Annotated in this window: 23 protein-coding genes; 11 read left to right on the forward strand and 12 right to left on the reverse strand. The window is 53.1% G+C overall.

Translation table 11 applies throughout. The features are described 5' to 3' along the window. Positions 1–20: 20 nt before the first annotated feature. The 6 genes from HUF18_RS19405 to HUF18_RS19430 all read left to right on the forward strand — a co-directional run bounded on the left by HUF18_RS19405 (position 21) and on the right by HUF18_RS19430 (position 3,529). Positions 21–803: a ParA family protein gene (locus HUF18_RS19405; protein WP_145466729.1), complete on the forward strand. Its 783-nt coding sequence runs from the start codon at positions 21–23 to the stop codon at positions 801–803. Beyond that, entirely contained in the window at positions 796–1,149 is a 354-nt protein-coding gene (locus HUF18_RS19410; protein WP_225693530.1) for a hypothetical protein, read from the forward strand. The genes HUF18_RS19405 and HUF18_RS19410 overlap by 8 nt, the downstream gene beginning before the upstream one ends. Further along, positions 1,142–1,996, forward strand: a complete 855-nt coding sequence (locus tag HUF18_RS19415; protein ID WP_225693532.1) for a chemotaxis protein CheW — start codon at positions 1,142–1,144, stop codon at positions 1,994–1,996. The genes HUF18_RS19410 and HUF18_RS19415 overlap by 8 nt, the downstream gene beginning before the upstream one ends. A gap of 177 nt (positions 1,997–2,173) precedes the next feature. Further along, positions 2,174–2,656: a chemotaxis protein CheW gene (locus HUF18_RS19420; protein ID WP_145465769.1), complete on the forward strand. Its 483-nt coding sequence runs from the start codon at positions 2,174–2,176 to the stop codon at positions 2,654–2,656. Positions 2,657–2,665: 9 nt separating this feature from the next. After that, complete coding sequence (locus tag HUF18_RS19425) at positions 2,666–3,049, forward strand: DUF2802 domain-containing protein (RefSeq protein WP_145465768.1); 384 nt, start codon at positions 2,666–2,668, stop codon at positions 3,047–3,049. 219 nt (positions 3,050–3,268) lie between these two features. Continuing rightward, a complete protein-coding gene (locus tag HUF18_RS19430; protein WP_225693534.1) occupies positions 3,269–3,529 on the forward strand; it encodes a hypothetical protein in 261 nt (86 codons plus the stop codon). Here HUF18_RS19430 and HUF18_RS19435 read toward each other — a convergent pair. Next, the gene (locus tag HUF18_RS19435; RefSeq protein ID WP_145465766.1) at positions 3,526–3,900 is read right to left on the reverse strand and encodes an MAPEG family protein; all 375 of its coding nucleotides are present in this window, start codon (positions 3,898–3,900) and stop codon (positions 3,526–3,528) included. The two genes, HUF18_RS19430 and HUF18_RS19435, sit on opposite strands and share 4 nt — an antisense overlap. 168 nt (positions 3,901–4,068) lie before the next feature. Further along, positions 4,069–4,545: an Mpo1 family 2-hydroxy fatty acid dioxygenase gene (locus HUF18_RS19440; RefSeq protein ID WP_225693536.1), complete on the reverse strand. Its 477-nt coding sequence runs from the start codon at positions 4,543–4,545 to the stop codon at positions 4,069–4,071. A 116-nt stretch (positions 4,546–4,661) separates the two neighbouring features. Between HUF18_RS19440 and HUF18_RS19445 the strand changes: the two genes are divergently transcribed. Then, positions 4,662–5,687 (forward strand): AraC family transcriptional regulator, encoded by a 1,026-nt coding sequence (locus tag HUF18_RS19445; RefSeq protein ID WP_225693537.1) that lies wholly within the window; start codon positions 4,662–4,664, stop codon positions 5,685–5,687. On the opposite strand, the gene HUF18_RS19450 is transcribed toward HUF18_RS19445, so the two are convergent. From HUF18_RS19450 to nrdA, 6 genes are all read right to left on the reverse strand, one after another. Further along, positions 5,684–6,607 (reverse strand): hypothetical protein, encoded by a 924-nt coding sequence (locus HUF18_RS19450; protein ID WP_225693539.1) that lies wholly within the window; start codon positions 6,605–6,607, stop codon positions 5,684–5,686. The genes HUF18_RS19445 and HUF18_RS19450 overlap by 4 nt on opposite strands. A gap of 48 nt (positions 6,608–6,655) precedes the next feature. Continuing rightward, positions 6,656–7,129, reverse strand: coding sequence for a thioredoxin-dependent thiol peroxidase (gene bcp / locus HUF18_RS19455; protein ID WP_145465762.1), 474 nt, complete (start codon positions 7,127–7,129; stop codon positions 6,656–6,658). 71 nt (positions 7,130–7,200) lie between these two features. Beyond that, positions 7,201–7,479: a hypothetical protein gene (locus HUF18_RS19460; protein ID WP_145465761.1), complete on the reverse strand. Its 279-nt coding sequence runs from the start codon at positions 7,477–7,479 to the stop codon at positions 7,201–7,203. Positions 7,480–7,576: 97 nt separating this feature from the next. Next, entirely contained in the window at positions 7,577–8,026 is a 450-nt protein-coding gene (gene yfaE / locus HUF18_RS19740; protein ID WP_274704278.1) for a class I ribonucleotide reductase maintenance protein YfaE, read from the reverse strand. An 11-nt stretch (positions 8,027–8,037) separates the two neighbouring features. After that, positions 8,038–9,168, reverse strand: a complete 1,131-nt coding sequence (gene nrdB, locus HUF18_RS19470; protein WP_145465760.1) for a class Ia ribonucleoside-diphosphate reductase subunit beta — start codon at positions 9,166–9,168, stop codon at positions 8,038–8,040. A 56-nt stretch (positions 9,169–9,224) separates the two neighbouring features. Then, complete coding sequence (gene nrdA / locus HUF18_RS19475) at positions 9,225–11,507, reverse strand: class 1a ribonucleoside-diphosphate reductase subunit alpha (protein WP_145465759.1); 2,283 nt, start codon at positions 11,505–11,507, stop codon at positions 9,225–9,227. Positions 11,508–11,903: 396 nt separating this feature from the next. On the opposite strand from nrdA, the gene HUF18_RS19480 reads away from it, so the two are divergent. Both HUF18_RS19480 and HUF18_RS19485 read left to right on the forward strand, forming a co-directional pair. Beyond that, a complete protein-coding gene (locus HUF18_RS19480; RefSeq protein WP_145465758.1) occupies positions 11,904–12,644 on the forward strand; it encodes a response regulator in 741 nt (246 codons plus the stop codon). 59 nt (positions 12,645–12,703) lie between these two features. After that, positions 12,704–14,221: an ATP-binding protein gene (locus HUF18_RS19485; protein ID WP_145465757.1), complete on the forward strand. Its 1,518-nt coding sequence runs from the start codon at positions 12,704–12,706 to the stop codon at positions 14,219–14,221. 206 nt (positions 14,222–14,427) lie between these two features. On the opposite strand, the gene HUF18_RS19490 is transcribed toward HUF18_RS19485, so the two are convergent. Together HUF18_RS19490 and HUF18_RS19495 are read right to left on the reverse strand one after the other, a co-directional pair. Then, positions 14,428–15,345 (reverse strand): LysR family transcriptional regulator, encoded by a 918-nt coding sequence (locus tag HUF18_RS19490; RefSeq protein WP_145465756.1) that lies wholly within the window; start codon positions 15,343–15,345, stop codon positions 14,428–14,430. Positions 15,346–15,385: 40 nt separating this feature from the next. Further along, positions 15,386–16,936 (reverse strand): methyl-accepting chemotaxis protein, encoded by a 1,551-nt coding sequence (locus HUF18_RS19495; RefSeq protein WP_225693541.1) that lies wholly within the window; start codon positions 16,934–16,936, stop codon positions 15,386–15,388. Between the two features lie 144 nt (positions 16,937–17,080). On the opposite strand from HUF18_RS19495, the gene glpK reads away from it, so the two are divergent. Together glpK and HUF18_RS19505 are read left to right on the forward strand one after the other, a co-directional pair. Then, positions 17,081–18,568, forward strand: a complete 1,488-nt coding sequence (gene glpK / locus HUF18_RS19500; protein WP_225693544.1) for a glycerol kinase GlpK — start codon at positions 17,081–17,083, stop codon at positions 18,566–18,568. Between the two features lie 135 nt (positions 18,569–18,703). After that, entirely contained in the window at positions 18,704–19,798 is a 1,095-nt protein-coding gene (locus HUF18_RS19505; protein ID WP_186435725.1) for a GGDEF domain-containing protein, read from the forward strand. Between the two features lie 109 nt (positions 19,799–19,907). Here HUF18_RS19505 and argF read toward each other — a convergent pair whose 3' ends face one another. After that, entirely contained in the window at positions 19,908–20,813 is a 906-nt protein-coding gene (gene argF / locus HUF18_RS19510; RefSeq protein WP_145465752.1) for an ornithine carbamoyltransferase, read from the reverse strand. A gap of 19 nt (positions 20,814–20,832) precedes the next feature. Then, on the reverse strand, positions 20,833–21,999 hold the full coding sequence (locus HUF18_RS19515) for an aspartate aminotransferase family protein (protein WP_225693546.1): 1,167 nt from the start codon (positions 21,997–21,999) through the stop codon (positions 20,833–20,835). Positions 22,000–22,144: the final 145 nt, after the last annotated feature.

Consider the following 22,144-nt stretch of genomic DNA (forward strand, 5'->3'; position numbering starts at 1 on the left):
CAGAGAACAGGGTGAAACTAGTGCGGATCTGGTCGATAGCAAATCAAAAGGGTGGGGTTGGCAAAACAACCAGCGTGGTTGCTCTGGGAGGTCTGTTGGCTGAACAGGGAAAACGCGTATTGTTGGTGGACCTTGATCCTCATGGTTCCCTGACGAGTTACTTCCGGCAGAATCCCGATAATCTGGAACGCAGTCTTTATCATCTGTTTTTTGAGCAACGCTACAAAGACAAAGCTTTTATTCAGACCGTCATCAAACCCACCAGTCTTCCCAATGTATCTTTGCTGCCTGCGACGACATCGCTGGCCACACTTGAACGTCAGGTCAGTGGGCAGGATGGTATGGGATTGGTTCTGGCGCGGTCGCTCGCTCAGTTGTGGGATGAATACGATTACGCCTTACTGGATACGCCACCCATTCTTGGCGTGCTGCTGGTCAATGCGCTGGCTGCCTGTCAGCGCCTGGTGATTCCTACCCAGACAGAGCATCTTGCAATGAAAGGTCTGGAAAGAATGATCCATACCCTGAAAATGGTGATGCGCTCGCAGAACCGTAATCTGCCTTTTATGATCGTACCGACGTTGTTTGACCGCCGGACGCTCGCCTCTGTGACCACGCTGAAAGAAATGCGCCGTCTGTATCAGGATTCACTGTGGCAGGAGGCAATTCCGGTGGATACCCGTCTGCGTGATGCCAGTCATGAAGGTGTGTTTCCACATCAGATGGATGAGCAGGGCCGTGGGGTGCGGGCATATCGTCACCTGTTGAGTGAACTGGATGTGGCGGACCCGGGTCGTGGCTAGTTATATTCCACCGTTACCGGCCAATGTCAGCCATCCGCTGGACGACTATTTTGATCATCTGCTGGCTGCTGACGGCGAAGTAGCAGGTCAGGGAGTGAACTGGGATGACTTACTGCGTTCTGCCGTCAGTCCTCATCATCTGCAGGAAGCATTGGCCAGCAGCACGTTACAAAGTGGCTATGCCCCTGTGCTCTTACGTCCGTTAGGTGAGGGAGGTAAAGCAGCTCAGCGCACCCAGCTGTTGACTGCACTGGGGTTGATACGCCATTTACCGGAATCATCGCTGCGTCGCTGTATGTTAGCGGCGTGTCTGCCCGTTGCTGCGGAGACCGTGCTTAATGGCTGATGCTAACTCTAAGACAGATCTGGTAAATCAGGTCGACTTTGTCTTGCAGGACTATCTTGATCAGCTCCTGGTCAGTGCCACGGAAGTGACTCCTGTTACTACGGTTAAATCCGGATCTGCCAGTCTTCAGGTGGCTGAACCTGTTGCAGAAACGCCTTCTGTCGCCATCAGCGAAGAGCTGCCTTCTTCGCCAGCAGAGGTAAAGACAGCGTCACGCACGGTGAATCCTGTGCGTGCCGCCTTTGCTGAGGTTATACCGCAGCAACCAATGCCGGCATTTACTACCGAAACGGATGTCGAAACTCCGTCAGATATCCAGGATGAGAGCAGTAGCAGGGCTCATGACGTCAATGAATTGACTAACGAGGCAATGCAAACGCTCTCATTAAACTGGCAATCCAGCCAGGGGATTGATTGTCTTATTTTTAAAGTCGCTGGTCTTAAGCTCGCCATTCCGTTGCCACTGCTTGGCGGTGTGCATAACGTAACAGACAAGGTGACGCCGCTGTTTGGCCAGGCCAGCTGGTCGCTGGGCGTCTGGCAGGGCGATAAGGCCAAGCTTACTATCATCGACAGTGCTCAACTGATCATGCCTGAGAGGCGTATCAGTCTGAATGACGACGGATACAGCTTTTTTATTCAGCTGGACCGCTCGCCCTGGGCGCTGGCGTGTCAGGAAATCTGCGATACCGTAACCTTGGTACACGATTCCATTAAATGGCGTGGGGATGGCAGTAAACGCCCGTGGCTTGCAGGAACTGTGATCTCTGAAATGTGTGCTTTACTGGATGTACCGGGGTTATTAAAACTGCTGGAAGAAAATCGCCGGGTTGCGCGTCAGGCGTAAAGCCCTCCGGTATTTCAGCGTTGCAATATCCTTTCTGTTCAATGGATTACAGCTTTTAGCCCCGGAAAAAATTCCCTGTTTTAACTGGTACACTTTGTGCTCTGTTCTATAGTTAAGAAAGGTTCGTCATGTTTTTTGACACAGTCAGGCATCGGCCTTTCTTAGCGAGGATGTTTTATGTCAGCGATTGCCGGAAATAAAGGTGCGGAAGATCCCGTCTTACAATGGGTAACCTTCCGTCTGGAAAACGAGACGTACGGAATCAATGTGATGCAGGTGCAGGAAGTCTTGCGTTACAGCGAGATTGCACCGGTTCCAGGTGCTCCCCCGTATGTACTTGGCATTATTAACCTGCGTGGCAACGTTGTAACGGTGATCGATACCCGACTCCGTTTTGGCCTGCCAACAGCTGACACCACTGATCAGACGCGTATCGTTATTATCGAAGCGGAAGGTCAGGTGGTTGGTATCCTCGTCGATGCGGTGGCTGAAGTGGTGTATCTGCGTCAGTCAGAAATTGAAACCACCCCGAACGTCGGCAATGAGGAAAGTGCCAAATTCATCCAGGGGGTTTGTCATAAAAATGATGAACTGCTTATTCTGGTGGATCTGGAGAAACTGATGACCGACGAGGAGTGGACAGAAATCCAGGGTTTATAGGAGTCTGTCATGGCGTCTCTGTCACTGATGCACTGGTTATTGATAGGTAATATGGGTTTGCTGTTATTGGTCGGCGCTTTTATGTGGTCGCTTAAACGGCAGCAAAATCAGGATGCCAGCCGGCTGGATCAGGCGGTTGGCAGCTTACAACAGGCACATCAGGCGATGAGCAAAAGCACCATTGGTATGGGGCGAAAGCTCAAACAGATGGATGGACGCCTGCAGCAGGCTGAACGCAAGGTAGTTTTGCCTACAACAGACGAGGCTACCTTTTTGCAGGCATCACGCCTGGTTGGACTCGGAGCAACAGCCAGCGATCTGGTTGACAGTTGTGGCGTCGCGCGGGGAGAAGCGGAGCTGATTGTTTCGCTGAAACGGCAGACAGCGCATTAAAATACTGATTGATTGAAAAAACAGGCCTTGTGCCTGTTTTTTTATGCCTCCGGTGCCGGCCGTATTGAACAGGCTGTGATGGTTCCGCCGATGCAGCGCAGGGATCTTCTGTGTGAAGTAACAAGCCTGTCTGCAGGTAACTCTTTATAACAAAACAATCCATCTCCGATCCCTCCCTCTTCCTATACTTGGTTTAAGTATGTTGTCAGGAGTTGGGCTATGAAACCTTCACTGCACCTCATGATTATCGGATTATTTACTTTGCTGGGTTTGTATCTGCCTGCTGCAGAACTGCCAGCACAGAACAATCATATGCAGGATGCCCACGCCAGCCTGATCCGTAATGCTACTTTTATGGAGAAAACGCCGGAATTTACCGACCTTTATATTATCCAGACGTCAGATAAAGGCCGGCAAATTGTTATCTACTGCAATTCAGCTTATTGCTACAAACGCAATGGACATATGATGACGGTTTAAACACCGCTGACAAACAGGGCAACGGTGCAGCCAATGCCCGCCGTCCAGACCAGAGAGCGCAGGGTTGCATGATTGCTGAGGTATAACACGCCATACAGCACCCGGATCGCGATAAAAGCCATAGCCAGCATATCAATCCGTTCCTGATTACCACCGCTCAGGTGAGCAATAATTACCGCTGCGGCAAATGCCGGAAATGCTTCAAAGCTGTTGAGTTGCACCCAGTGTGCGCGTTTGCGATAACCTTCCTGCTTCTCCAGAAACTCGCGTGGCGAGTAATTGTTGTAACGACGTCCGCCAGCTTTGGCCAGCCCGGTAAATACATAAGGCAATAAAGCGGCGATCAGGACGCACCAATATCCGATAGTCATAGTCTTTCCTGTATTCAGATGAAATAGAGAGCTTGTAAAAGCTGCGCTGCATTTTTAGCTTGTTAGCGGAGGTTGCACGAGGTTGGAGTGTGCCGAAATAGCGTCAGCATTATCTGCTCAGGGGGGGGCGCAGTGAAAATGGCGGTACTGAGTACCGCCATAGCGTGATCAGGAGTACGGAATGCCCAGTTTGCGATAGATAAATCCCATCAGCCATGCAGGGCCAATCAGCAGAAACTGAATGTCTTTAAAGAATGACGGCTTTTTCCCTTCAATGTAGTGCCCAATAAACTGAAGAATCCACAATACAACAAAGCTGCCAGCGCAGATGGCCCAGAGTGGTGCCAGATTCAGTTGCTCAAACCAAGCAATAAGAGCATAGGTTGCAATGGTAAAAGCGATCAGGCCGATCGACAGGCTGAATGACATTCGTACATAAAACCCCACTACAACAATGGCTGACAGGGTGGCCCAGTTCAGGTAGGGTACTTGCGTGAAGGTTGCCGGTACCGGTATTTCCCACAGCAACCCCATGATGACAATAAAAATAAGCGGGACACAGATCCAATGAATCAGTTTGTTTAGCGGGTTCTGGTGGCTGGCACCATACTCTTCAAACCATTGATCGGCTGTTTTTTTATTCATAGCGGAGTTCTCTTTGTTTTATTGTTATCGGTTGTCAGATGCTCATAATGTAGCGCAAATGCCGGTATTAAAAATTGTCCCCGCAGGACACCGGGTTTAACCGCAGAAGTCAGTTAATGAATACACCATACAATAACGCGGAAAAAACAGTATCTGTTCTCTGGATAAAAGCCTTACTGCAGGGCGCGGAACAGCAGGGGATTGCTGCTGCCCCGTTGCTGCAGGCGGCCGGCATCAGCCATGAGTTACTGAATACTTCCTACGCCCGGGTATCTCTGCAACAAACCTTAAAAATATGGCGCGCAGCGGAAGCGTTGTGTCCGGCCGAAGATTTTGGTTTGCTGATGGGAGAACTGGTTAAACCGGCACATTTTCAGCTGTTTGCCCTGACACTGATGCACAGTCCGGATCTTGGTTCAGCGTTCGAAAAGTCTGTCCGTTACACCCGGCTTCTGAGTGATGGCGGGCGTTATTTTCTGCAACTCAATGAGCAGGAAGCTGCGATTTGCTACGAACCTCAGGCCGATAATTTCAGCCGCCATCAGGTAGATGCCGTTCTGGTTTTATTACGTAGTTTTGCCAGTTGGCTGGCCTGTAAACCGGTTGCTCTGCAGCGTGCAGAGTTTATGCATAAACAGCCGGAAAATCTGGATAATTACCAACGTATCTTTGCCGCCCCCTTGCAGTTTGAGGCATCGCGGAACGCCTTGGTATTTGCGCCGGAAATTATGGCAGAACCCCTGGCATTAGGTGATGAAAAGCTGGCGGCAATGCATGAGCAGATGCTGGAAGAGCAGTTGGCCCTGCTGCAACAACCCGATACTGCCGGGCTGGTCCAGCACTTTCTGCGTAACAGCACGGATTTATCGGTTGATCGTGATCAGCTGGCCCAGCGTCTGCATATGAGCGGCCGGACTTTGCAGCGTAAATTGCAGGATGATCAGACAAGCTTTCAGCAGTTGTTGGATGCAGAACGTCAGCGGCGGGCTCTGATTCTGTTAACCACAACCAGTCTGCCTCTGACTCAGATCAGCGAGCAACTGGGCTTTTCAGAAAGCAGCACCTTTACGCGGGCTTTTAAACGCTGGGAAGGCGTGGCACCGCTGGAGTACCGCCAGCAGCATAAATCCTCCACCTCCTAAAACCGCCATTCGATGCCGCTGAAAAAGCGGTAACTGAGCAGGTTAATATCTTCAATACGCAGGCTGTCGTCATCACGGCGGCTGACAAACAGGAAGTTCTGGCTTTCGGCTGACAGGCTGTTCTGCCAGTGCAGATTGGGCGTAATGCGCACTCGCCATACACTGCCGAGCAGTAGTTTCAGGCTGATAAAATCATTGGCCAGCGCTGATTCATCCAGTAATGCCGCGTTACCGTCGTCATATACCTGACCGTGCCCGAGACTGAATGCCCAGATCCCCCGTAAGCCAGGCAGTAATGGCTGGTGTTTAATGTTCAGTTGCCAGTAATCAAACTGTGCTGGTATTAAGGTCTCAAGGTTACTGTTCTGCAGACGGACACTGAGTGGTTGCCATTGTTGTATGTGTTCCAGCCCGGTTGAGCTTATCGGGCTGCCGCTGCGGCGGGTATCCAGCTCCAGTCCCCACTGTTTTGTCGTACTGTTCAGCAGCAGAGCCTGTCCCTGCTGGTAGGACTGAGCAGAAATGATCAGTGGTTGCTGCAGCTGGTGTAATTGCTGCAGTTTTTGCTGCTGTGCGCTGAAGGCGACCGTCATCATATCGATCCGGTACAGGGGAAGGCTGATGCGCCAGTCGCTGAATTCGCTATAGCCTTTGCTGCGTGACATTTCAGTGCGCAGACCCTGAGTCCATTCCAGTTGTGGCAGCGCTGGCAGCCAGTGTCGCCCATGCTGGGTTGGCTGTGGCAGAAGGTGGCATTCGACAGCGGCATACTGATCCCCCTCATCCTGCAGGGCAGGAATTCCGGCATAAGGCGCATGCACAAAACCGCCGGAGCAGCCGACATAATGGCCGGCCCCGGCGAGGGCCGGTGCGGCAGAAAGAATACTGCTGATTAACAGAAAAAATTCAGGGATTTTCATACAGCCTGTATCGGCCGCCCGGGACAGGAATTGAGGCTTTTTCAGGCGTCAGAGCGTTTTCAGAATATTAATCACATCATCATGATGGGTTTTGGTTTTGACCTTCGCCATCACATGCCGGAGTTTCCCGGTGGCATCAATAATAAAGGTTACGCGGTGGATGCCCATAAACTCTTTGCCCATAAATTTTTTCAGGCCCCAGACGCCATATTGTTCAGCAATGCTGTGGTCTTCATCCGACAGCAGATCAAAATTCAGATCGTATTTATCGATGAATTTCTGCAGGCGTGAAGGAGCATCCGGGCTGATGCCGAGTACTACAGTATTCAGTGCTTCGTATTCGCTGCGTGTGTCGCGGATGCCGCAGGCCTGAACGGTGCAGCCGGGGGTCATGGCTTTCGGGTAAAAGTACAGTACAACGTTTTTGCCTTTCAGTGCACTCAGCGTAACGTTATTACCGTTTTGATCAGGGGTGGTAAAGTCGGGAGCAGATTGCTCCAGTGGGGGGAAATTCAGACTCATGTTTATGCCTCGGTGCAAAAGCACCAAGGCTACCGCAGCGGCCTGATAAATCAAGCCACGTTGATTTCACTTCAACAATTAATACTGCGTTCGGACAGGTACTTTTCCAGTGTTTCACGGGCTTTATTGCCGGCCGGGCTGTTACGGAAAATAAACTCATGGGTTTTATTTTGCAGTACCAGCAGAACGTCAGAGCAGAAATCCCCTTCGTGTTCTTTACGCACTTTGCGCATCCGGGCTTCAACCAGAGTGTCCAGGTTGATGTAAAAATCGCCGGGCATCTCTTCCAGATGATCGCCGGCATTCATGCGTACCATTGCAACATTGGGGGTAATACAGATGTAAGCCATCGCTGAACTCCTTGACCTTGCGTATTGTTATAACTGCCACCTGATAGTAGGGGAGGCGTGCGGCAAAAATGTTGATTCAGCGCAGGACAGGGAGGTTTTACAGCTTAATTTTGATATTGCTTTTAGGAATGCAGCAGCAGGGCAGAATATCGCCCTCGTTAAGCCAGGCCATAGGCTCTTCTGCATAGTGGACATCGCCCTCCAGCAGCTGCACACGACAACTGCCACAGTAACCTTCGCGGCACTGATAATGTACGGCAACGTCCTGAGCTTCGAGTGACTCCAGCAGGGTGGCTGCATGCTGAAAGTGAACTTCACGGCCATCGTCCAGCAATACACTGAACAGTGGCTTTTGCATGCCATCGAATTCGATCTGCGGGCTGGCTTCCGGTTGCTCCGGATTGCTTTCCGGCAGAAACAGCTCAGCCTGAAGCGGAGCTGCTTGCTCAGCTTCAGGCTGCAGGGCTTCGAGTTCGAAATTGCTGTCGGGCTGATTGTCCCCGGTCAGTTCGAAATCGTTGTCCGGGGTGTCAGGCAGTTTTTTCAAAGCAGCAGACATCAGAGGTCAAAATCACCCAGATCGGCGGTATCCACTTCACTGTCGATGGCGCCTACCAGATAAGAGCTGATTTCAGCTTCCTGCGGTGCTACCTGAACGTTATCGCTGTTCAGCCAGGCGTTGATCCACGGCAGCGGGTTGTTGCGCGGCGGGAAAACAGGATCAAAACCCAGAGCAGCAATACGCTGATTGGTGATGTACTCAACGTACTGACACAGAATGTCTTTGTTCAGACCGATCATGGAACCGTCTTTGAACAGATATTCGGCCCACTCTTTTTCCTGCTGTGCGGCTTCGCTGAAAATGCGTACAACGTCATCGCGGCATTCTTCGGCGATGATGGCAAATTCCGGATCGTCTTTACCGCGCGCCATGATCTGCAGGATATGCTGTGTGCCGGTCAGGTGCAGAGCTTCGTCACGGGCAATCAGCTTGATGATCTTGGCGTTACCTTCCATTTTTGCGCGCTCGGCGAAGGCAAAAGAGCAGGCAAAGCTGACGTAAAAGCGAATCGCTTCGAGCACGTTCACCGACACCATCATCAGGTACATGCGGCGTTTCAGTTCGTGCAGAGTGATTTCGATGGTTTCGCCGTTTACCTGATGCGTGCCTTCACCCAGCTGGATGTAGTAATTGCTCAGATTGATAAAACTGTCGTAGTACTCGGTAACCGAGATAGCACGGCGGGTGATGTGCTCATTACGGGTGATATCGTCAAAAATCTGCGCCGGATTAGGCACGATATTACGCACGATATGAGTGTACGAACGGCTGTGAATGGTTTCGCTGAATGACCAGGTCTCAATCCAGGTTTCCAGCTCCGGCAGAGAAACAACCGGCAACAGGGCGATGTTCGGTGAACGGCCCTGAACGGAATCCAGCAGCGTCTGATACTTCAGGTTGCTGACGAAAATATGCTTCTCGTGTTCTGGCAGATCAAGGAAATCCTTGCGGTCGTTGGTCAGGTCGACCTCTTCCGGACGCCAGAAGAAAGACAGTTGTTTTTCGATCAGATTTTCAAAAATCTTGTGTTTTTGCTGATCGTAGCGCGCCACGTTGACCTGTTCGCCAAAGAACATGGGCTGGGAAAAGGTATCAAATTCGTTGCGGTTAAATGTGGTATAGGCCATACGGGGTTCTTTCTCAAAGCAGCCACCGAGAGGTGGCTGCGACAGGTCTGAAATAATTAAATCTTACACGCGCCGCCTGCGCAGTCATCGTCTTCTTCGATCACAGCGTCTTTCTGCGGATCTTCCATACCATCGCGGGTGTTATGGTAATAGAGCGTCTTAAGGCCGTTTTTGTACGCGGTCAGCAGGTCTTTCAGCAGCTGCTGCATCGGTACCTTGCCACCGTCAAAACGTGACGGGTCGTAGTTTGTGTTAGCGGAGATCGCCTGGTCGACGAATTTCTGCATGATACCGACCAGCTGCAGATAGCCATTGTTGTTCGGAATCTGCCATAACAACTCGTAGTTTTTCTTCAGGCGTTCAAACTCAGGAACAACCTGCTTGAGGATACCATCTTTGCTCTGCTTCACGCTGATATATCCGCGCGGCGGTTCAATACCGTTGGTCGCGTTGCTGATCTGCGAGGATGTTTCAGATGGCATCAGGGCAGACAGCGTGGAGTTACGCAGGCCGTGGGCCAGAATATCTTTGCGCAGGGCTTCCCAGTCGTACTGCAGCGGTTCTTCACAGAACTTGTCGACTTCTTTCTTGTAGCTGTCGATCGGCAGGATACCCTGGGCATAGGTGGTGTCGCTGAATGCTTCGCAGGCACCCTGTTCTTTGGCCAGATTGTTGGATGCTTTCAGCAACCAGTACTGCATGGCTTCAAAAGCGCGGTGGGTCAGGCCGTTGGCACTGCCGTCGGAATATTTCACACCGTTTTTCGCCAGATAGTAGGCATAGTTGATCACGCCCACACCCAGGGTGCGGCGGCTCAGGCTGGCGCGTTTGGCGGCCGGAACCGGGTAGTCCTGATAACTCAGCAGGCTGTCGAGGGCACGCACGATCAGATCAGCCAGTTCTTCCAGCTCATCCAGATTGTTCAGTGTGCCGAGGTTAAATGCGGCCAGAGTACAGAGCGCGATTTCACCGGAATCATCGTTCACGTCTTTCAGCGGCTTGGTTGGCAGCGCAATTTCCAGACACAGGTTGGACTGACGCACCGGAGCCAGTTTCGGATTGAACGGGCTGTGGGTATTACAGTGGTCAACGTTCTGAATGTAGATACGGCCGGTGCTGGCGCGTTCCTGCATCATGCTGGAGAACAGGTCGACCGCTTTCAGGGTTTTCTTACGGATACCGTCCTGCTGCTCGTATTTAACGTAGAGTTGCTCAAACAGTTCCTGATCTTCGAAGAAGGCGTCATACAGGCCCGGAACATCGGATGGTGAGAACAGCGTGATATTGCCGTTCTTGATCAGACGCTCGTACATCAGCTTGTTGATCTGTACGCCGTAGTCGAGGTGACGTACACGGTTTTCTTCAACGCCGCGGTTGTTTTTCAGAACCAGCAGGTTTTCAACTTCGTAGTGCCAGATCGGATAGAACAGGGTAGCTGCGCCACCGCGCACACCGCCCTGTGAGCAGGATTTAACGGCGGTCTGGAAGTGTTTGTAGAACGGGATACAACCGGTGTGGAAAGCTTCACCACCGCGGATCGGGCTACCGAGTGCACGGATGCGGCCGCCATTGATGCCAATACCGGCACGCTGGGAAACATACTTAACAATGGCACTGGCGGTGGCGTTGATGGAATCCAGGCTGTCGCCGGCTTCGATCAGTACGCAGGAACTGAACTGACGGGTCGGAGTACGGACACCGGCCATGATTGGCGTTGGCAGTGACAGTTTGAATGTAGATACCGCATCGTAGAAACGACGAATGTATTCCAGGCGACGCTCTTTGTCATAGCCGGCAAACAGGCAAGCGGCGATCAGCACGTAGAGGAACTGAGCGCTTTCATAGACTTCGCCGGTCACACGGTTCTGTACCAGATATTTGCCTTCCAGCTGCTTAACCGCGGCATAGCTGAAGGTCAGGTCGCGGCTGTGATCAATAAAGGCGTCCATCGCTGTGATTTCTTCAGCGGTGTAATCTTCGAGCAGATGGCGGTCATAACGCTCGGACTCAACCATGCGCTTCACATGATCAAGCAGGGCTGGTGGCTCAAAACGGCCGTAGGCTTTTTTGCGCAGATGGAAAATATTCAGGCGCGCGGCCAGATACTGATAATCGGGTGTTTCTTCAGAAATCAGATCGGCGGCGGCTTTGATCAGGGTTTCATGAATCTCAGACGTCTGGATGCCGTCGAAAAACTGCAGGTGGGCCTTAAGCTCCACTTCAGACACAGATACGTTATCAAGACCCTCGGCAGCCCAGGTGACTACTTTGTGGATTTTATCCAGATTTAAAGGTTCCTGGGTGCCGTCACGTTTGGTGACTTTTAGCTCGCTGTTCATCTCTTCTGTGCCTGTATCCAAGGGAAACTACTCCATCTGTCCTTGATCGGTATGGGTTCCGTAAAACGCTTGACGGCTGGCCTGATAGTCTGTAGGTGCCGGTGTAAGTAACTGAGTTACCGACATATTTTTAAGTCGATCCACAAGATAATGCGGTATACCTATGAATTCAACCCCAAGATATAGTGGGTTATCGGTTTTGCCATGTGGATAACTTGTGTGTAGTTGGTGGACAGGATGTGGCTGTTTTTTCTAAGTCGTTATGCCCTCTGATTTTTACCAAATAATGAATAGATTGGTTACTATGCAACAAAGCGTAACTCGGTCTAGAGTTAATATCAGATGCCTGTGGCAATGTTCCGGGGTACGAACCTGTTTAAGGAATGGTAAGGAACCATGTTGAAGCAAGAAAATGGTCAAAGCCTTGAAGAAAACTGGCGCATTCTCATCGTTGAAGATGACGAACGTCTGGCGACTCTTACCAAGGATTATCTGGAAAGTAACGGTCTGAAAGTCGCGGTTGAAGGTGACGGCAGCCGTGCAATTGAACGTATTAAAACGGAGCAGCCTGACCTTGTTGTCCTGGATCTGATGTTGCCGGGTGAAGATGGCCTGGCGGTATGCCGTATTGTCCGTCCTTACTACAAAGGCCCGATTCTGATGCTGACCGCCCGTACCGAAGATCTCGATCAGGTACTGGGGCTGGAAATGGGGGCAGATGATTATGTTGCCAAACCGGTTCGTCCGCGTGTCTTGCTGGCCCGTATCCGCGCATTGTTGCGCCGGGTTAAGGAAGTACCGGAAGAGCAGGTTGTTGAAGGCGGTTCTGATAACCGTCTGACCTTTGGCAATCTGGTTGTCGATAACGCCATGCGTGAAGCCTGGCTCGAAGGCAAGAGCATTGATCTGACCAGTGCCGAATTTGATCTGCTGTGGCTATTGAGCAGCAGTGCCGGACGTGTACTGACCCGGGAAGAAATTTTCCATCAGTTGCGGGGTATTGAATATGACGGCCAGGATCGTTCCATTGACGTAAGGGTGTCACGTATCCGTCCTAAGGTGGGCGATGATCCGATGAACCCCAAGCGTATCAAAACCGTACGCAGTAAAGGCTACCTGTTCGTTAAAGAAATCTGACGTCAGGAGACATCGTCATTTTTATCCGGGTTTATTCAGGGCTGCTGGGCGCTTTGCTGATGGTGGGAATCATCTGCACGGTCGCTTTGCAGCTCGTTAACTTTGTGCGCAGCGCGCAATTCAATGAAGACATGGTGGGCGGCAGTGTTGCGCTGCTTGCCCAGCGGCTGCGTCAGGATCCAGGTGCTTTATCTGAGTTATCCGCACGTTTTGATGCTGATATCCGGATATTGCCATTGGCTGAAGGCCCGGTGGACGAATATCAGCAGAACCGTCTGGCTCGCGGGCAGTTGCTGGTCGATACCACCAATGAAGGACGCACCGCGCGTCTGTTGTATCAGATGTCTGAGTCTGAATTACTCGATGTGCAGCTCAGTACGGTGACAGAGGTTCAGGCGCAGGCCTCGGCCTATCTGTTACTCGAAGACTGGCAGCGTTCCGGAGAGAGCATCGAAGTCTTTATCAAACGTATGCAGCCGCGCTTTGGTTTTCCGTTGTCGGTGGTGGATATCGACAAACTCTTCCTGTCAGATTCCGATTTTGCCCGGATGCAGTATGGCGATGTATTGGTGAGAATTTCCATTGAAGGTCAGCAGGCTGAAGCGCTGGCGAAGCTGCCAGGTCAGCCACGGGCGCTGCGGCTTGGGCCTATTGATGCGTTCAATCCTTACTCCTGGCAGGCTATCTTCGTCATTACAGCCATTGGCATCATGTTGCTGGGTCTTGGGGTTTACTGGGTTGTGAACTCATTTGAGATCCGCTTGCGTAAGCTGGAACAGGCCACCAGTCGTCTGGCGCAGGGGCACCTGAGTGCGCGGGTAGCGATTTCCGGTACCGATCCGGTCAGCCGCCTTGGTCAGGCGTTTAATAAAATGGCGGAGCATATTCAGCGACTGATTTCTATTCAGCGCGAGATGGTACGTGCCGTATCCCACGAATTACGTACCCCGGTGGCCCGTATCCGTTTTGGCTTACAGATTATTGAAGACAGTGTCGATGATGCTTACGTCAGTAAGCAGCTGACTGGCATGGATTCGGATATTCAGGAGCTGGATGAGCTTATTGATGAGATCCTGACGTACGCGCGTCTGGAGGAAGGTGGGCCGCTGCTCGACTTCCAGAAGGTTAATGTGGCCGATGTGGCGGTGCAGGTGGTTGAAGAAGCGCGTCCACCGGCCCATGTCAGTGTCAGCTATGCCGGCGCTTCGCCGGAGAATGCCCACTATGCCGAGGTGGAGCCGCGCTATATTCATCGTGCCATTCAGAATCTGGTGGGTAATGCCGGGCGCTACGCCAGTTCCCGTGTCCGGGTCAGCTGTACCATTGGAACGGATACCTGCCGGGTTGATGTGGAAGATGATGGTCCTGGTATTCCGGAAGAGGATTGGGATCGCGTATTCACAGCCTTTGCCCGTCTGGATGACAGCCGTACCCGCAGCTCCGGTGGCTATGGTCTGGGATTATCAATTGTTCGCCGTATTGCGTATTGGCATGGTGGGCGGGCAATGGTCAGCCGCAGCGAGGCGCTTGGCGGTGCAAAATTCAGTCTGATCTGGCCGCGCCGTCATCACGAATAACGTGATGGCCTTATATCAAAAGTGTATACAAAGCGTTACACAAAGACACTTTTACACTACAGACTGAAAAGCATGGCAGGATCATTATATGTCCCGCGTATCCCTAGGAGACGTGGTGAGAATGTAGCGAAATTATTCGCTTTTTTGGGCTCTTTCAGAGCCCTTTTTTTTTGCCTGAAATCCGGGGAAATGGCCGCGACAGGCCTTTAGCTGACCGGAAGAATTCCCGGTAAGTGGCGGAAACAGGTCTCCAGCGCTTGCTGAAAGAAATCCTGAATATAGGCACTGTCCTGCTGATCTTTACGCACAGCCGCATACAGTGTTGGCCATACCCCTTCTTTGCCCAAAGGCCGGGCAGCAACCAGATTGGCATCAATATAGGGCTGCAGTGCCCAGTTTGGCAGGCAGGCGACGCCCCGTCCGCTGGCAACCAGCTGCACCATCATCAGCGTTAACTCGGTTTGGCGGGTCGCCCGTGGCTCAATGCCGCTGGGTGACAGAAAGTGTTCAAATATATCCAGCCGGTTGCGGTCGACCGGATAGTGAATCAGGGTTTCGCTGCTGAGGTCGGCAGGCTGTATGCAGTCCTGCTGAGCCAGCGGATGCTGATTGGCGACGGCAAGAACCGACTGATAGCGGAATAATGGCTGATAATAAATTTCGTTATGCGGTCCCGGATCGGACGTTACCACCAGATCTACGTCCCCGCGGATTAAGGCGGGGATGGGCTCGAAGTGAAAACTGGTGCTGAGGTCAATCTCAACCTCAGGCCAGTGATCACGGAAGCTGTTGATGGCTGGCATCAGCCAGTCGAAGCAGCTGTGGCACTCGATCACCATATGCAGGCGGCCACTATGCCCACCAGCCATTTTCTGCAGATTGCGCTCAGACTGACGCAGTAACGGCAGTACGTCGTCTGCCAGCTGTAATAACTCCAGCCCGGCGCGGGTAAAGCGCAAAGGTTTGGTTTTACGCAGAAACAACGATACGCCCAGGCGCTCTTCCAGATCTTTTAACTGATGGGAGAGTGCGGACTGGGTCAGGTGCATGCGTCTGGCGGCTTCCACCAGAGTGCCGCCATCACGCAGGGCGGCGAGGGTGCGCAGATGTTTGATATCGAGCATGAATGAAATTCATAGACATTGAGTTCTGAATGTTAGCTTTTCATAGGCTTTGTTGAAAGCGCTGAATGATGCGATTCTGCTCATCCATCAATTGTGCCAGTTGCTCGCACTCGCTGTTCATACTGCCGGCCAGCTGCTCGGCCTCCTGAGCCAGGCTTTCCAGTTGTGTCAGATGATCACGGATCTGATCGGCCGCCAGGTTCTGCTCGGAAGCTGAGCGTGAATTCGCATTGGTCATAGCCTGAATTTCACTGAGTTCATGGCGGATGGTGGAGAACACGCCATTCACCTGACGGGCCCGCTCCAGAGTCTGCTCGGTCGAATGTTGCCCCTTGTTCATAGCCTCCACAGCCTGACCGCTGTGCTCATTCAGGCCGGTTACGATCAGCTGAATTTCGGCAGCGGATTCCTGAGTGCGTTGTGCCAGATTGCGTACTTCATCAGCGACTACTGCAAACCCGCGCCCTTGTTCCCCGGCGCGTGCGGCCTCGATGGCGGCGTTCAGGGCAAGCAAATTGGTCTGCTCGGCAATATCGCTGATAGCCTGCAGAAAGCGGTCAACGCCCTGAGTTTCGCTTGCCAGCCGGCTGATGGCTTCGGCCGTACCTTTAAGTTCAACCTGCAGGGCTTCGGTCTGAGTCATCATTACTTTGATGTCATTCTCACCGGAAGTGGCATTGCCAACGGCCTGCTGACTGGCCTGTTGTGACTGCTGATTGTTTTCATTGAGCTGTAATGCGGTGTGCTGAATGTCGGTACTGACCTGCTCGACCTGTTGGGTATAGCTGTGCTGACGGCGGACGCGCTCCAGTGTGTTCTGTGACAGATTAAGGGTATTGCTGGTGGCGCTGACCAGTGAGCTGGTGTTGTCGGCAATGCGCACCAATACGGTCTGCAGGCGGCGGCGCATGGCATGCTGGGCAAACGCGAGCTGGCCGTGGGCATCGTCACGGCCGGTGTAAATCCAGGCCATCAGGCGGTTGTTGATAACATCCTGACCATAGCGGGTGAAGGCTTCTTCCTGTTGATACTGACGGAACAGGCTGAAGGCGGCGCTCAGGCCAACGATACCCTGCAGTATCAGATTATCAGACCAGTACAACGCAGCACCTGCGGCAATCAGCCAGGGCAATGCCTGAGGCAGCATGGCCCGCAGAGCTCCCCAGCGTTGCAGCGGATTCTTACCACTGTTCAGCAGTTTATAGGCTTTTTCAGCACGATTGATCTGCTCGCGGCTGGGAGCAACGCGCACGGATTCATAGCCGACAATCTGATCGCCTTCGTACAGAGGTGTGACGTAAGCATCGACCCAGTAGTGATCACCGTTTTTGGTGCGGTTTTTAACGAGGCCCATCCAGTGTTGTCCGGCTTTTACGGTATTCCACAAATCGGCAAACGCGGCGGTGGGCATATCAGGATGGCGGACCAGATTGTGCGGACTGCCGTTCAGTTCTTCTTTGGTGAAACCACTGATGCGGATGAAGTGGTCATTACAGTGTGTGATAACCCCTTTGAGATTTGTGGACGACACCAGATGGTTATCGGCGGACAAAGTTACTTCACGTTGGGTTACCGGTTGGTTATTACGCATTTTGTTATCAAGGCTGTTATGTTAATTGGATAACTATAGTTCAGTCAGCGTATTCTGCCGGATTTCGCTACATTTCCATTCGGGCCTTGGTCATCTTCGTTTCAGTCAGTAAACTGCCGCAAAAAATAATGAGGATAACATTCTATGCCACGCTGTTTGCTGAGCTTCGATCAGGGAACCACCAGTAGCCGCGCCATTCTGTTTTCTACCGAAGGTCATATTCTGGCCACTGGTCAGCGCGAGTTTACTCAACATTTTCCACAGCCCGGTTGGGTCGAGCATGACCCGGAAGAAATCTGGGAAACCACCCTTGTCAGTACCCGGGAAGCACTGGCGGCTTCCGGTTGCGGGCTGAGTGATATTGTCGCGGCTGGCATTACCAATCAGCGCGAGACAACCATTGTCTGGGAACGCGCCAGCGGTAAGCCGGTATATAACGCTATTGTCTGGCAGGACCGCCGGACGTCGGCACTGTGTCAGCAGCTGAAAGAAGATACGGCGCTTGAGCCGCGTATCGCCGAGAAAACCGGCCTGCTGCTGGACCCGTATTTTTCCGCCACCAAGCTGGCCTGGATTCTGGATAACGTCGATGGCGCGCGTGAGCGGGCAGAGCGCGGCGAATTGGCGTTTGGTACGGTCGATACCTTTCTGCTCTGGCGTCTGACCGGCGGCAAAGTACACGCGACCGACGCCAGTAATGCCTCGCGCACCTTACTGTTTAATATTCATACCCAGCAATGGGATGAGGAACTGTTACAGCTGTTCCGCATTCCGGCCGCACTGCTGCCTGAGGTTAAAGACAGCGCTGCCGATTATGGCCGTATTGATGTCAGCCTGTTTGGTGCTGAGATTGCCATTGGTGGTGTTGCCGGTGATCAGCAGGCGGCGCTGGTGGGTCAGGCCTGCTTCCGTCCGGGAATGGCCAAGAGCACCTATGGCACCGGTTGTTTTATGGTGATGAATACCGGCCGGGAGGCGCTGAAGTCCACCCACCGTCTGCTGACCACCGTGGCCTACCGTATTAATGGCGAAACCACTTATGCACTGGAAGGTTCCATTTTTATGGCGGGTGCCACGATTCAGTGGATTCGTGACGGCCTGAACCTGATTTCCAGTGCCTGTGAGACGCAGTCACTGGCGGAAGCGACAGGTTACGAAAATCCGGTGTATATGGTGCCGGCCTTTACCGGTCTTGGCGCCCCGTACTGGGACCCGCAGGCGCGTGGCGCCATTATGGGGCTGACACGCGACACCGGTATTAAAGAAATCGTGACAGCAGGCTTGCAGGCCGTGTGTTATCAGACCCGTGATCTGCTTGAAGCTATGGCGCTGGATGGCGTTGAGCCGGCGCAGCTGCGGGTTGATGGCGGCATGGTGGTGAATGGCTGGCTGGTGCAGTTTCTGGCCGATGTTCTGGGTATTCCTATCGCCTGCCCGAAAGTCACGGAAACCACAGCATTGGGCGCTGCGTTTCTGGCGGGTTTGCAGGCCGGGGTTTATCAGAACCTGGATGATGTGGAAGCGTTTTGGGTACACGATCGTGCTTATGAACCCAAGCTGGAAGAAAGTCAGCGTCAGCATTTATACGATGGCTGGCTGAATGCGGTTCAGCGGGTACGCTGCGGCGCCTGAGCTGTAGCCGGGTAACAGAACTGGCGGATGTCAGTTACGCCAGTTTCTGTTACGAAGATTACGCGAATTGACATAGCCGGCGAAAAAATAGTCTCTATAATCGTGCGCTTTGTTCTCAGTGCACGGGATGCCGCCATGAGACAGCAACAACGTGACATTCTTCGCCGTCATGGGCTGGCCAGCAGTGGAGCGCTGCTGTTTACGCTGCTTTTTATGGCGGGCTTTCAACTGCGGGGCGACCCCGCGGATGCGGCTGTTCTGTATTCTGCCATTGCGGTTTATTGGTTTGGACAGGCATTACTGTTGTATTGGGTTGGTTCGGGCCGCACCCTGAATTATCAGGACCCCGGCCTGACCGCTTTCTTTATGGTCTGGGCCATTTCTTTTGTCTCCATCATTCTTTATCTGTGCAGTGATAACCGCAACGTGGTGATGCTGGGCTATCTGGCGGTGATGCCGTATGGGGTGTTCCGCCTGACCTGGCGCGGTTTTCTCGGTGTTGCGCTGTTTACCATGGCGTCTTACACCCTGGTGATGCTGGTGCTGCATCACCAGAATGCCGGTCAGTGGCAAGCCAGCCAGGAGGCTTTGTTGGGGGCTGCATTCTTTATCAGCCTGCTGGCATACAGTTTTCTTGGGCGTGAAGTGGCTTTGCTGCGTGAAGCCTACCGCCAGAAGAACCGCGAGTTGCGCCGCGCGATGGTGCGTATAGAAGAGCTGGCCATTACCGATGAACTGACCGGCTTATACAATCGCCGTTATCTGTTGCGTACGCTGGAGAAACAACGGGCTCTGGCAAATCGTGAAGGGCTGCCCTTTGTGCTGGCCTTTGTCGATATTGACCACTTCAAGCAGATTAACGATCAGCATGGTCACCGTATCGGTGATCAGGTGCTGGTGGAACTGGCGCAATTGCTGCGGCTGTCGGTACGGGAAGTCGATCTTGCTGCACGTTATGGCGGTGAAGAGTTTGTGCTGCTGCTCAGTGGCCTGACGCTGGCTACTGCGGAGAATGCGCTGAACCGTATCCGCATCGCCGTGATGGAAGAGAATTTCTCGGAGTCTTCTCTGCCGCTGACGGTATCCATCGGTGTGACGCAATATCATGCCGGTGAGGAGGGCGATGAACTGCTCAACCGTGCTGACCGTTTGTTGTATGAAGCGAAGCGCGCCGGACGTAACCGCGTGCGCACCGAAACGCTGGAGCAAACCTCAGCTCAGTCTTCCTGAGCAAAAAAAGCCCCGTCGAACCTGAAGGTCACGGGGCTTTTGAGGTGCTGTTTCTGAGGCGCTGTTCAGGCCTACAAGTTCAGGCTTACAAGAGTGAGCCTGTTATCTTTCAGTCTTCCTGACAGAGCAGGAATTCGAGCAGGGCTTTCTGTGCATGCAGGCGGTTTTCTGCTTCGTCCCACACCACCGAGCGCGGGTCATCCAGTAAGTCTTCACTTACCTCTTCGCCACGATGTGCCGGCAGGCAGTGCATAAAGAGCACGTCTTTGTTGGCCAGATCCAGCAGCTCGCGTGAGACCTGATAATCACGGAATTTACGCAGGCGCTGTTCCTGTTCATCTTCCTGACCCATGGACGCCCAGACGTCCGTTGCCACCAGATCGGCACCTCGTACCGCTTCTTTCGGATCACGCATCAGCGTGACACGGTCAGCGGCTTCATCAACCAGGAACTGTGACGGTTCAAAGCCTTCCGGCGTGGCAATGTTCAGTTTGAAATCAAACTGCTGCGCCGCGTTGATGTACGACTGGCACATATTGTTGCCATCGCCGATCCAGGCAACGGTTTTGCCCTGAATAGAGCCACGGTGCTCGACGTAGGTCTGGATATCGGCCAGCAGCTGACAGGGATGAAAGTCATCAGTCAGGGCATTGATTACCGGTACCTCGGAGAACGCCGCAAAGCGTTCTACGGTTTCGTGTTCGAAGGTACGGATCATGACGACATCGACCATGCGTGACAGCACGCGGGCGCTGTCTTCTACCGGCTCACCACGGCCCAGCTGGGTATCGCGCGGCGACAGGAAGATGGCATGGCCACCCAGTTGTGCCATACCGGCCTCAAAGGAAACACGGGTGCGGGTGGATGACTTTTCAAAAATCATCCCCAGTACACGGTTGCGCAGAGGCTCGTAGATTTCTCCGCGTTTGTGCATCTGCTTCAGCTCGATGGCGCGCTGGATAAGCCAGTTCAGCTCTTCCGGAGAATGGTCTAACAGGGTTAAAAAATGTCTCACGTTAGTTCCTTATTCAAACTCAACCGAGCGCCTCAATCAGGGCGGACACGGTTTCGATGATCTGGTCAGCTTCGCTCTGTGACAGATTCAGCGGTGGCAGCAGACGTACCACATTGCCGGAGGTCACATTCAGCAGCAGACCCTGTTCCAGAGCGGTGGCCATCAGTGACGGGCAGTCCTGGTTCAGCACCAGACCAATCATCAGGCCGTGGCCACGGATTTCGAGCAGACGCTCGCTGTTGTTCAGGCGCGCACGGAAACCGTCACGCAGGTAATCGCCCATGGTGCGGGCGTGATCACACAGATTCTCTTGTTCAATGGTCTCAACCACCGCCAGTGCTGCCGCACAGGCCAGCGGGTTACCGCCATAGGTTGAGCCATGATTGCCCGGCTGCAGTACCAGAGCCGCTTTGCCCTGAGCCAGACAGGCACCAATAGGCACGCCGTTACCCAGACCTTTGGCGGTGGTTACGACATCCGGGCGGAAACCAAAGTGCTGGTAGCAGAAATAGGTGCCGGTCCGGCCGTTACCGGTTTGTACTTCGTCGAGCATCATCAGCAGCTGGTGGTCATCACACAGGGCACGTACGCCGGTCAGATAGTCGGCGCTGGCAGTCGCCAGACCGCCTTCGCCCTGTACCGGTTCCAGCATTACCGCAACGACATTCGGGTTGGCTTTGACGACGGCTTTAATGGCATCCAGATCCTGATAAGGCACACGGATAAAACCATTGAGCAGCGGGCCAAAACCTTCCTGCACCTTGGTGTTACCGGTAGCGGTCAGGGTGGCCATGGTACGGCCGTGGAAGGCCTTGGTCATAACAATGATGACGGGCTCATGGATGCCGCGGTCGTGACCGTATTTACGCGCAATTTTAATCGCCGCTTCGTTGGCTTCGGCACCGGAGTTGGAGAAAAACACGTTTTCCATACCGGAGACACGTACCAGCGCTTCAGCCAGCGCCTGCTGCTTGCTGATGCCATACAGGTTTGAGGTGTGAATCAGCTTGTCAGCCTGCTCACGGATAGCTGCCGTGACCGCCGGGTGGGCATGGCCCAGACCGCATACGGCAATACCACTGAGCGCATCCAGATAGCGTCGGCCCTGAGTATCAATAACCCAGCTGCCTTGTCCACTTTCAAACGTCACGGGTAACCGCCCGTAGGTATTCATGATGGCTTGCATATCACTCAAATCCTCTGAAACGCAAAAAGGCAGCCTTGGCTGCCCCGGAAGGGTCAGCATCATACGAAAGGGCCGTAACTTTGTAAATGTTGCCCGATTGAGAGGTGAATACCCACTCTGGCTGAGCATTTTGGCCAATCGCCTG

Origin of the sequence: Thalassolituus sp. ST750PaO-4, from assembly GCF_020320405.1 — a bacterium.
GTDB lineage: Bacteria > Pseudomonadota > Gammaproteobacteria > Pseudomonadales > Oceanobacteraceae > Venatoribacter > Venatoribacter alkanivorans.

Bases quoted from the DNA above. Each gene is read 5' to 3' on its own strand.
- HUF18_RS19495 (WP_225693541.1), bottom strand. From the start codon at position 16,936: ATGCGTAATAACCAACCGGTAACCCAACGTGAAGTAACTTTGTCCGCC.
- HUF18_RS19480 (WP_145465758.1), top strand. From the start codon at position 11,904: ATGTTGAAGCAAGAAAATGGTCAAAGCCTTGAAGAAAACTGGCGCATT.
- HUF18_RS19460 (WP_145465761.1), bottom strand. From the start codon at position 7,479: ATGGCTTACATCTGTATTACCCCCAATGTTGCAATGGTACGCATGAAT.
- HUF18_RS19420 (WP_145465769.1), top strand. From the start codon at position 2,174: ATGTCAGCGATTGCCGGAAATAAAGGTGCGGAAGATCCCGTCTTACAA.
- HUF18_RS19515 (WP_225693546.1), bottom strand. From the start codon at position 21,999: ATGCAAGCCATCATGAATACCTACGGGCGGTTACCCGTGACGTTTGAA.
- HUF18_RS19435 (WP_145465766.1), bottom strand. From the start codon at position 3,900: ATGACTATCGGATATTGGTGCGTCCTGATCGCCGCTTTATTGCCTTAT.
- nrdA (WP_145465759.1), bottom strand. From the start codon at position 11,507: ATGAACAGCGAGCTAAAAGTCACCAAACGTGACGGCACCCAGGAACCT.
- HUF18_RS19430 (WP_225693534.1), top strand. From the start codon at position 3,269: ATGAAACCTTCACTGCACCTCATGATTATCGGATTATTTACTTTGCTG.
- HUF18_RS19425 (WP_145465768.1), top strand. From the start codon at position 2,666: ATGGCGTCTCTGTCACTGATGCACTGGTTATTGATAGGTAATATGGGT.
- HUF18_RS19490 (WP_145465756.1), bottom strand. From the start codon at position 15,345: ATGCTCGATATCAAACATCTGCGCACCCTCGCCGCCCTGCGTGATGGC.
- HUF18_RS19450 (WP_225693539.1), bottom strand. From the start codon at position 6,607: ATGAAAATCCCTGAATTTTTTCTGTTAATCAGCAGTATTCTTTCTGCC.
- nrdB (WP_145465760.1), bottom strand. From the start codon at position 9,168: ATGGCCTATACCACATTTAACCGCAACGAATTTGATACCTTTTCCCAG.
- HUF18_RS19415 (WP_225693532.1), top strand. From the start codon at position 1,142: ATGGCTGATGCTAACTCTAAGACAGATCTGGTAAATCAGGTCGACTTT.
- bcp (WP_145465762.1), bottom strand. From the start codon at position 7,129: ATGAGTCTGAATTTCCCCCCACTGGAGCAATCTGCTCCCGACTTTACC.
- HUF18_RS19445 (WP_225693537.1), top strand. From the start codon at position 4,662: ATGAATACACCATACAATAACGCGGAAAAAACAGTATCTGTTCTCTGG.
- HUF18_RS19440 (WP_225693536.1), bottom strand. From the start codon at position 4,545: ATGAATAAAAAAACAGCCGATCAATGGTTTGAAGAGTATGGTGCCAGC.
- HUF18_RS19485 (WP_145465757.1), top strand. From the start codon at position 12,704: ATGGTGGGAATCATCTGCACGGTCGCTTTGCAGCTCGTTAACTTTGTG.
- HUF18_RS19505 (WP_186435725.1), top strand. From the start codon at position 18,704: ATGAGACAGCAACAACGTGACATTCTTCGCCGTCATGGGCTGGCCAGC.
- glpK (WP_225693544.1), top strand. From the start codon at position 17,081: ATGCCACGCTGTTTGCTGAGCTTCGATCAGGGAACCACCAGTAGCCGC.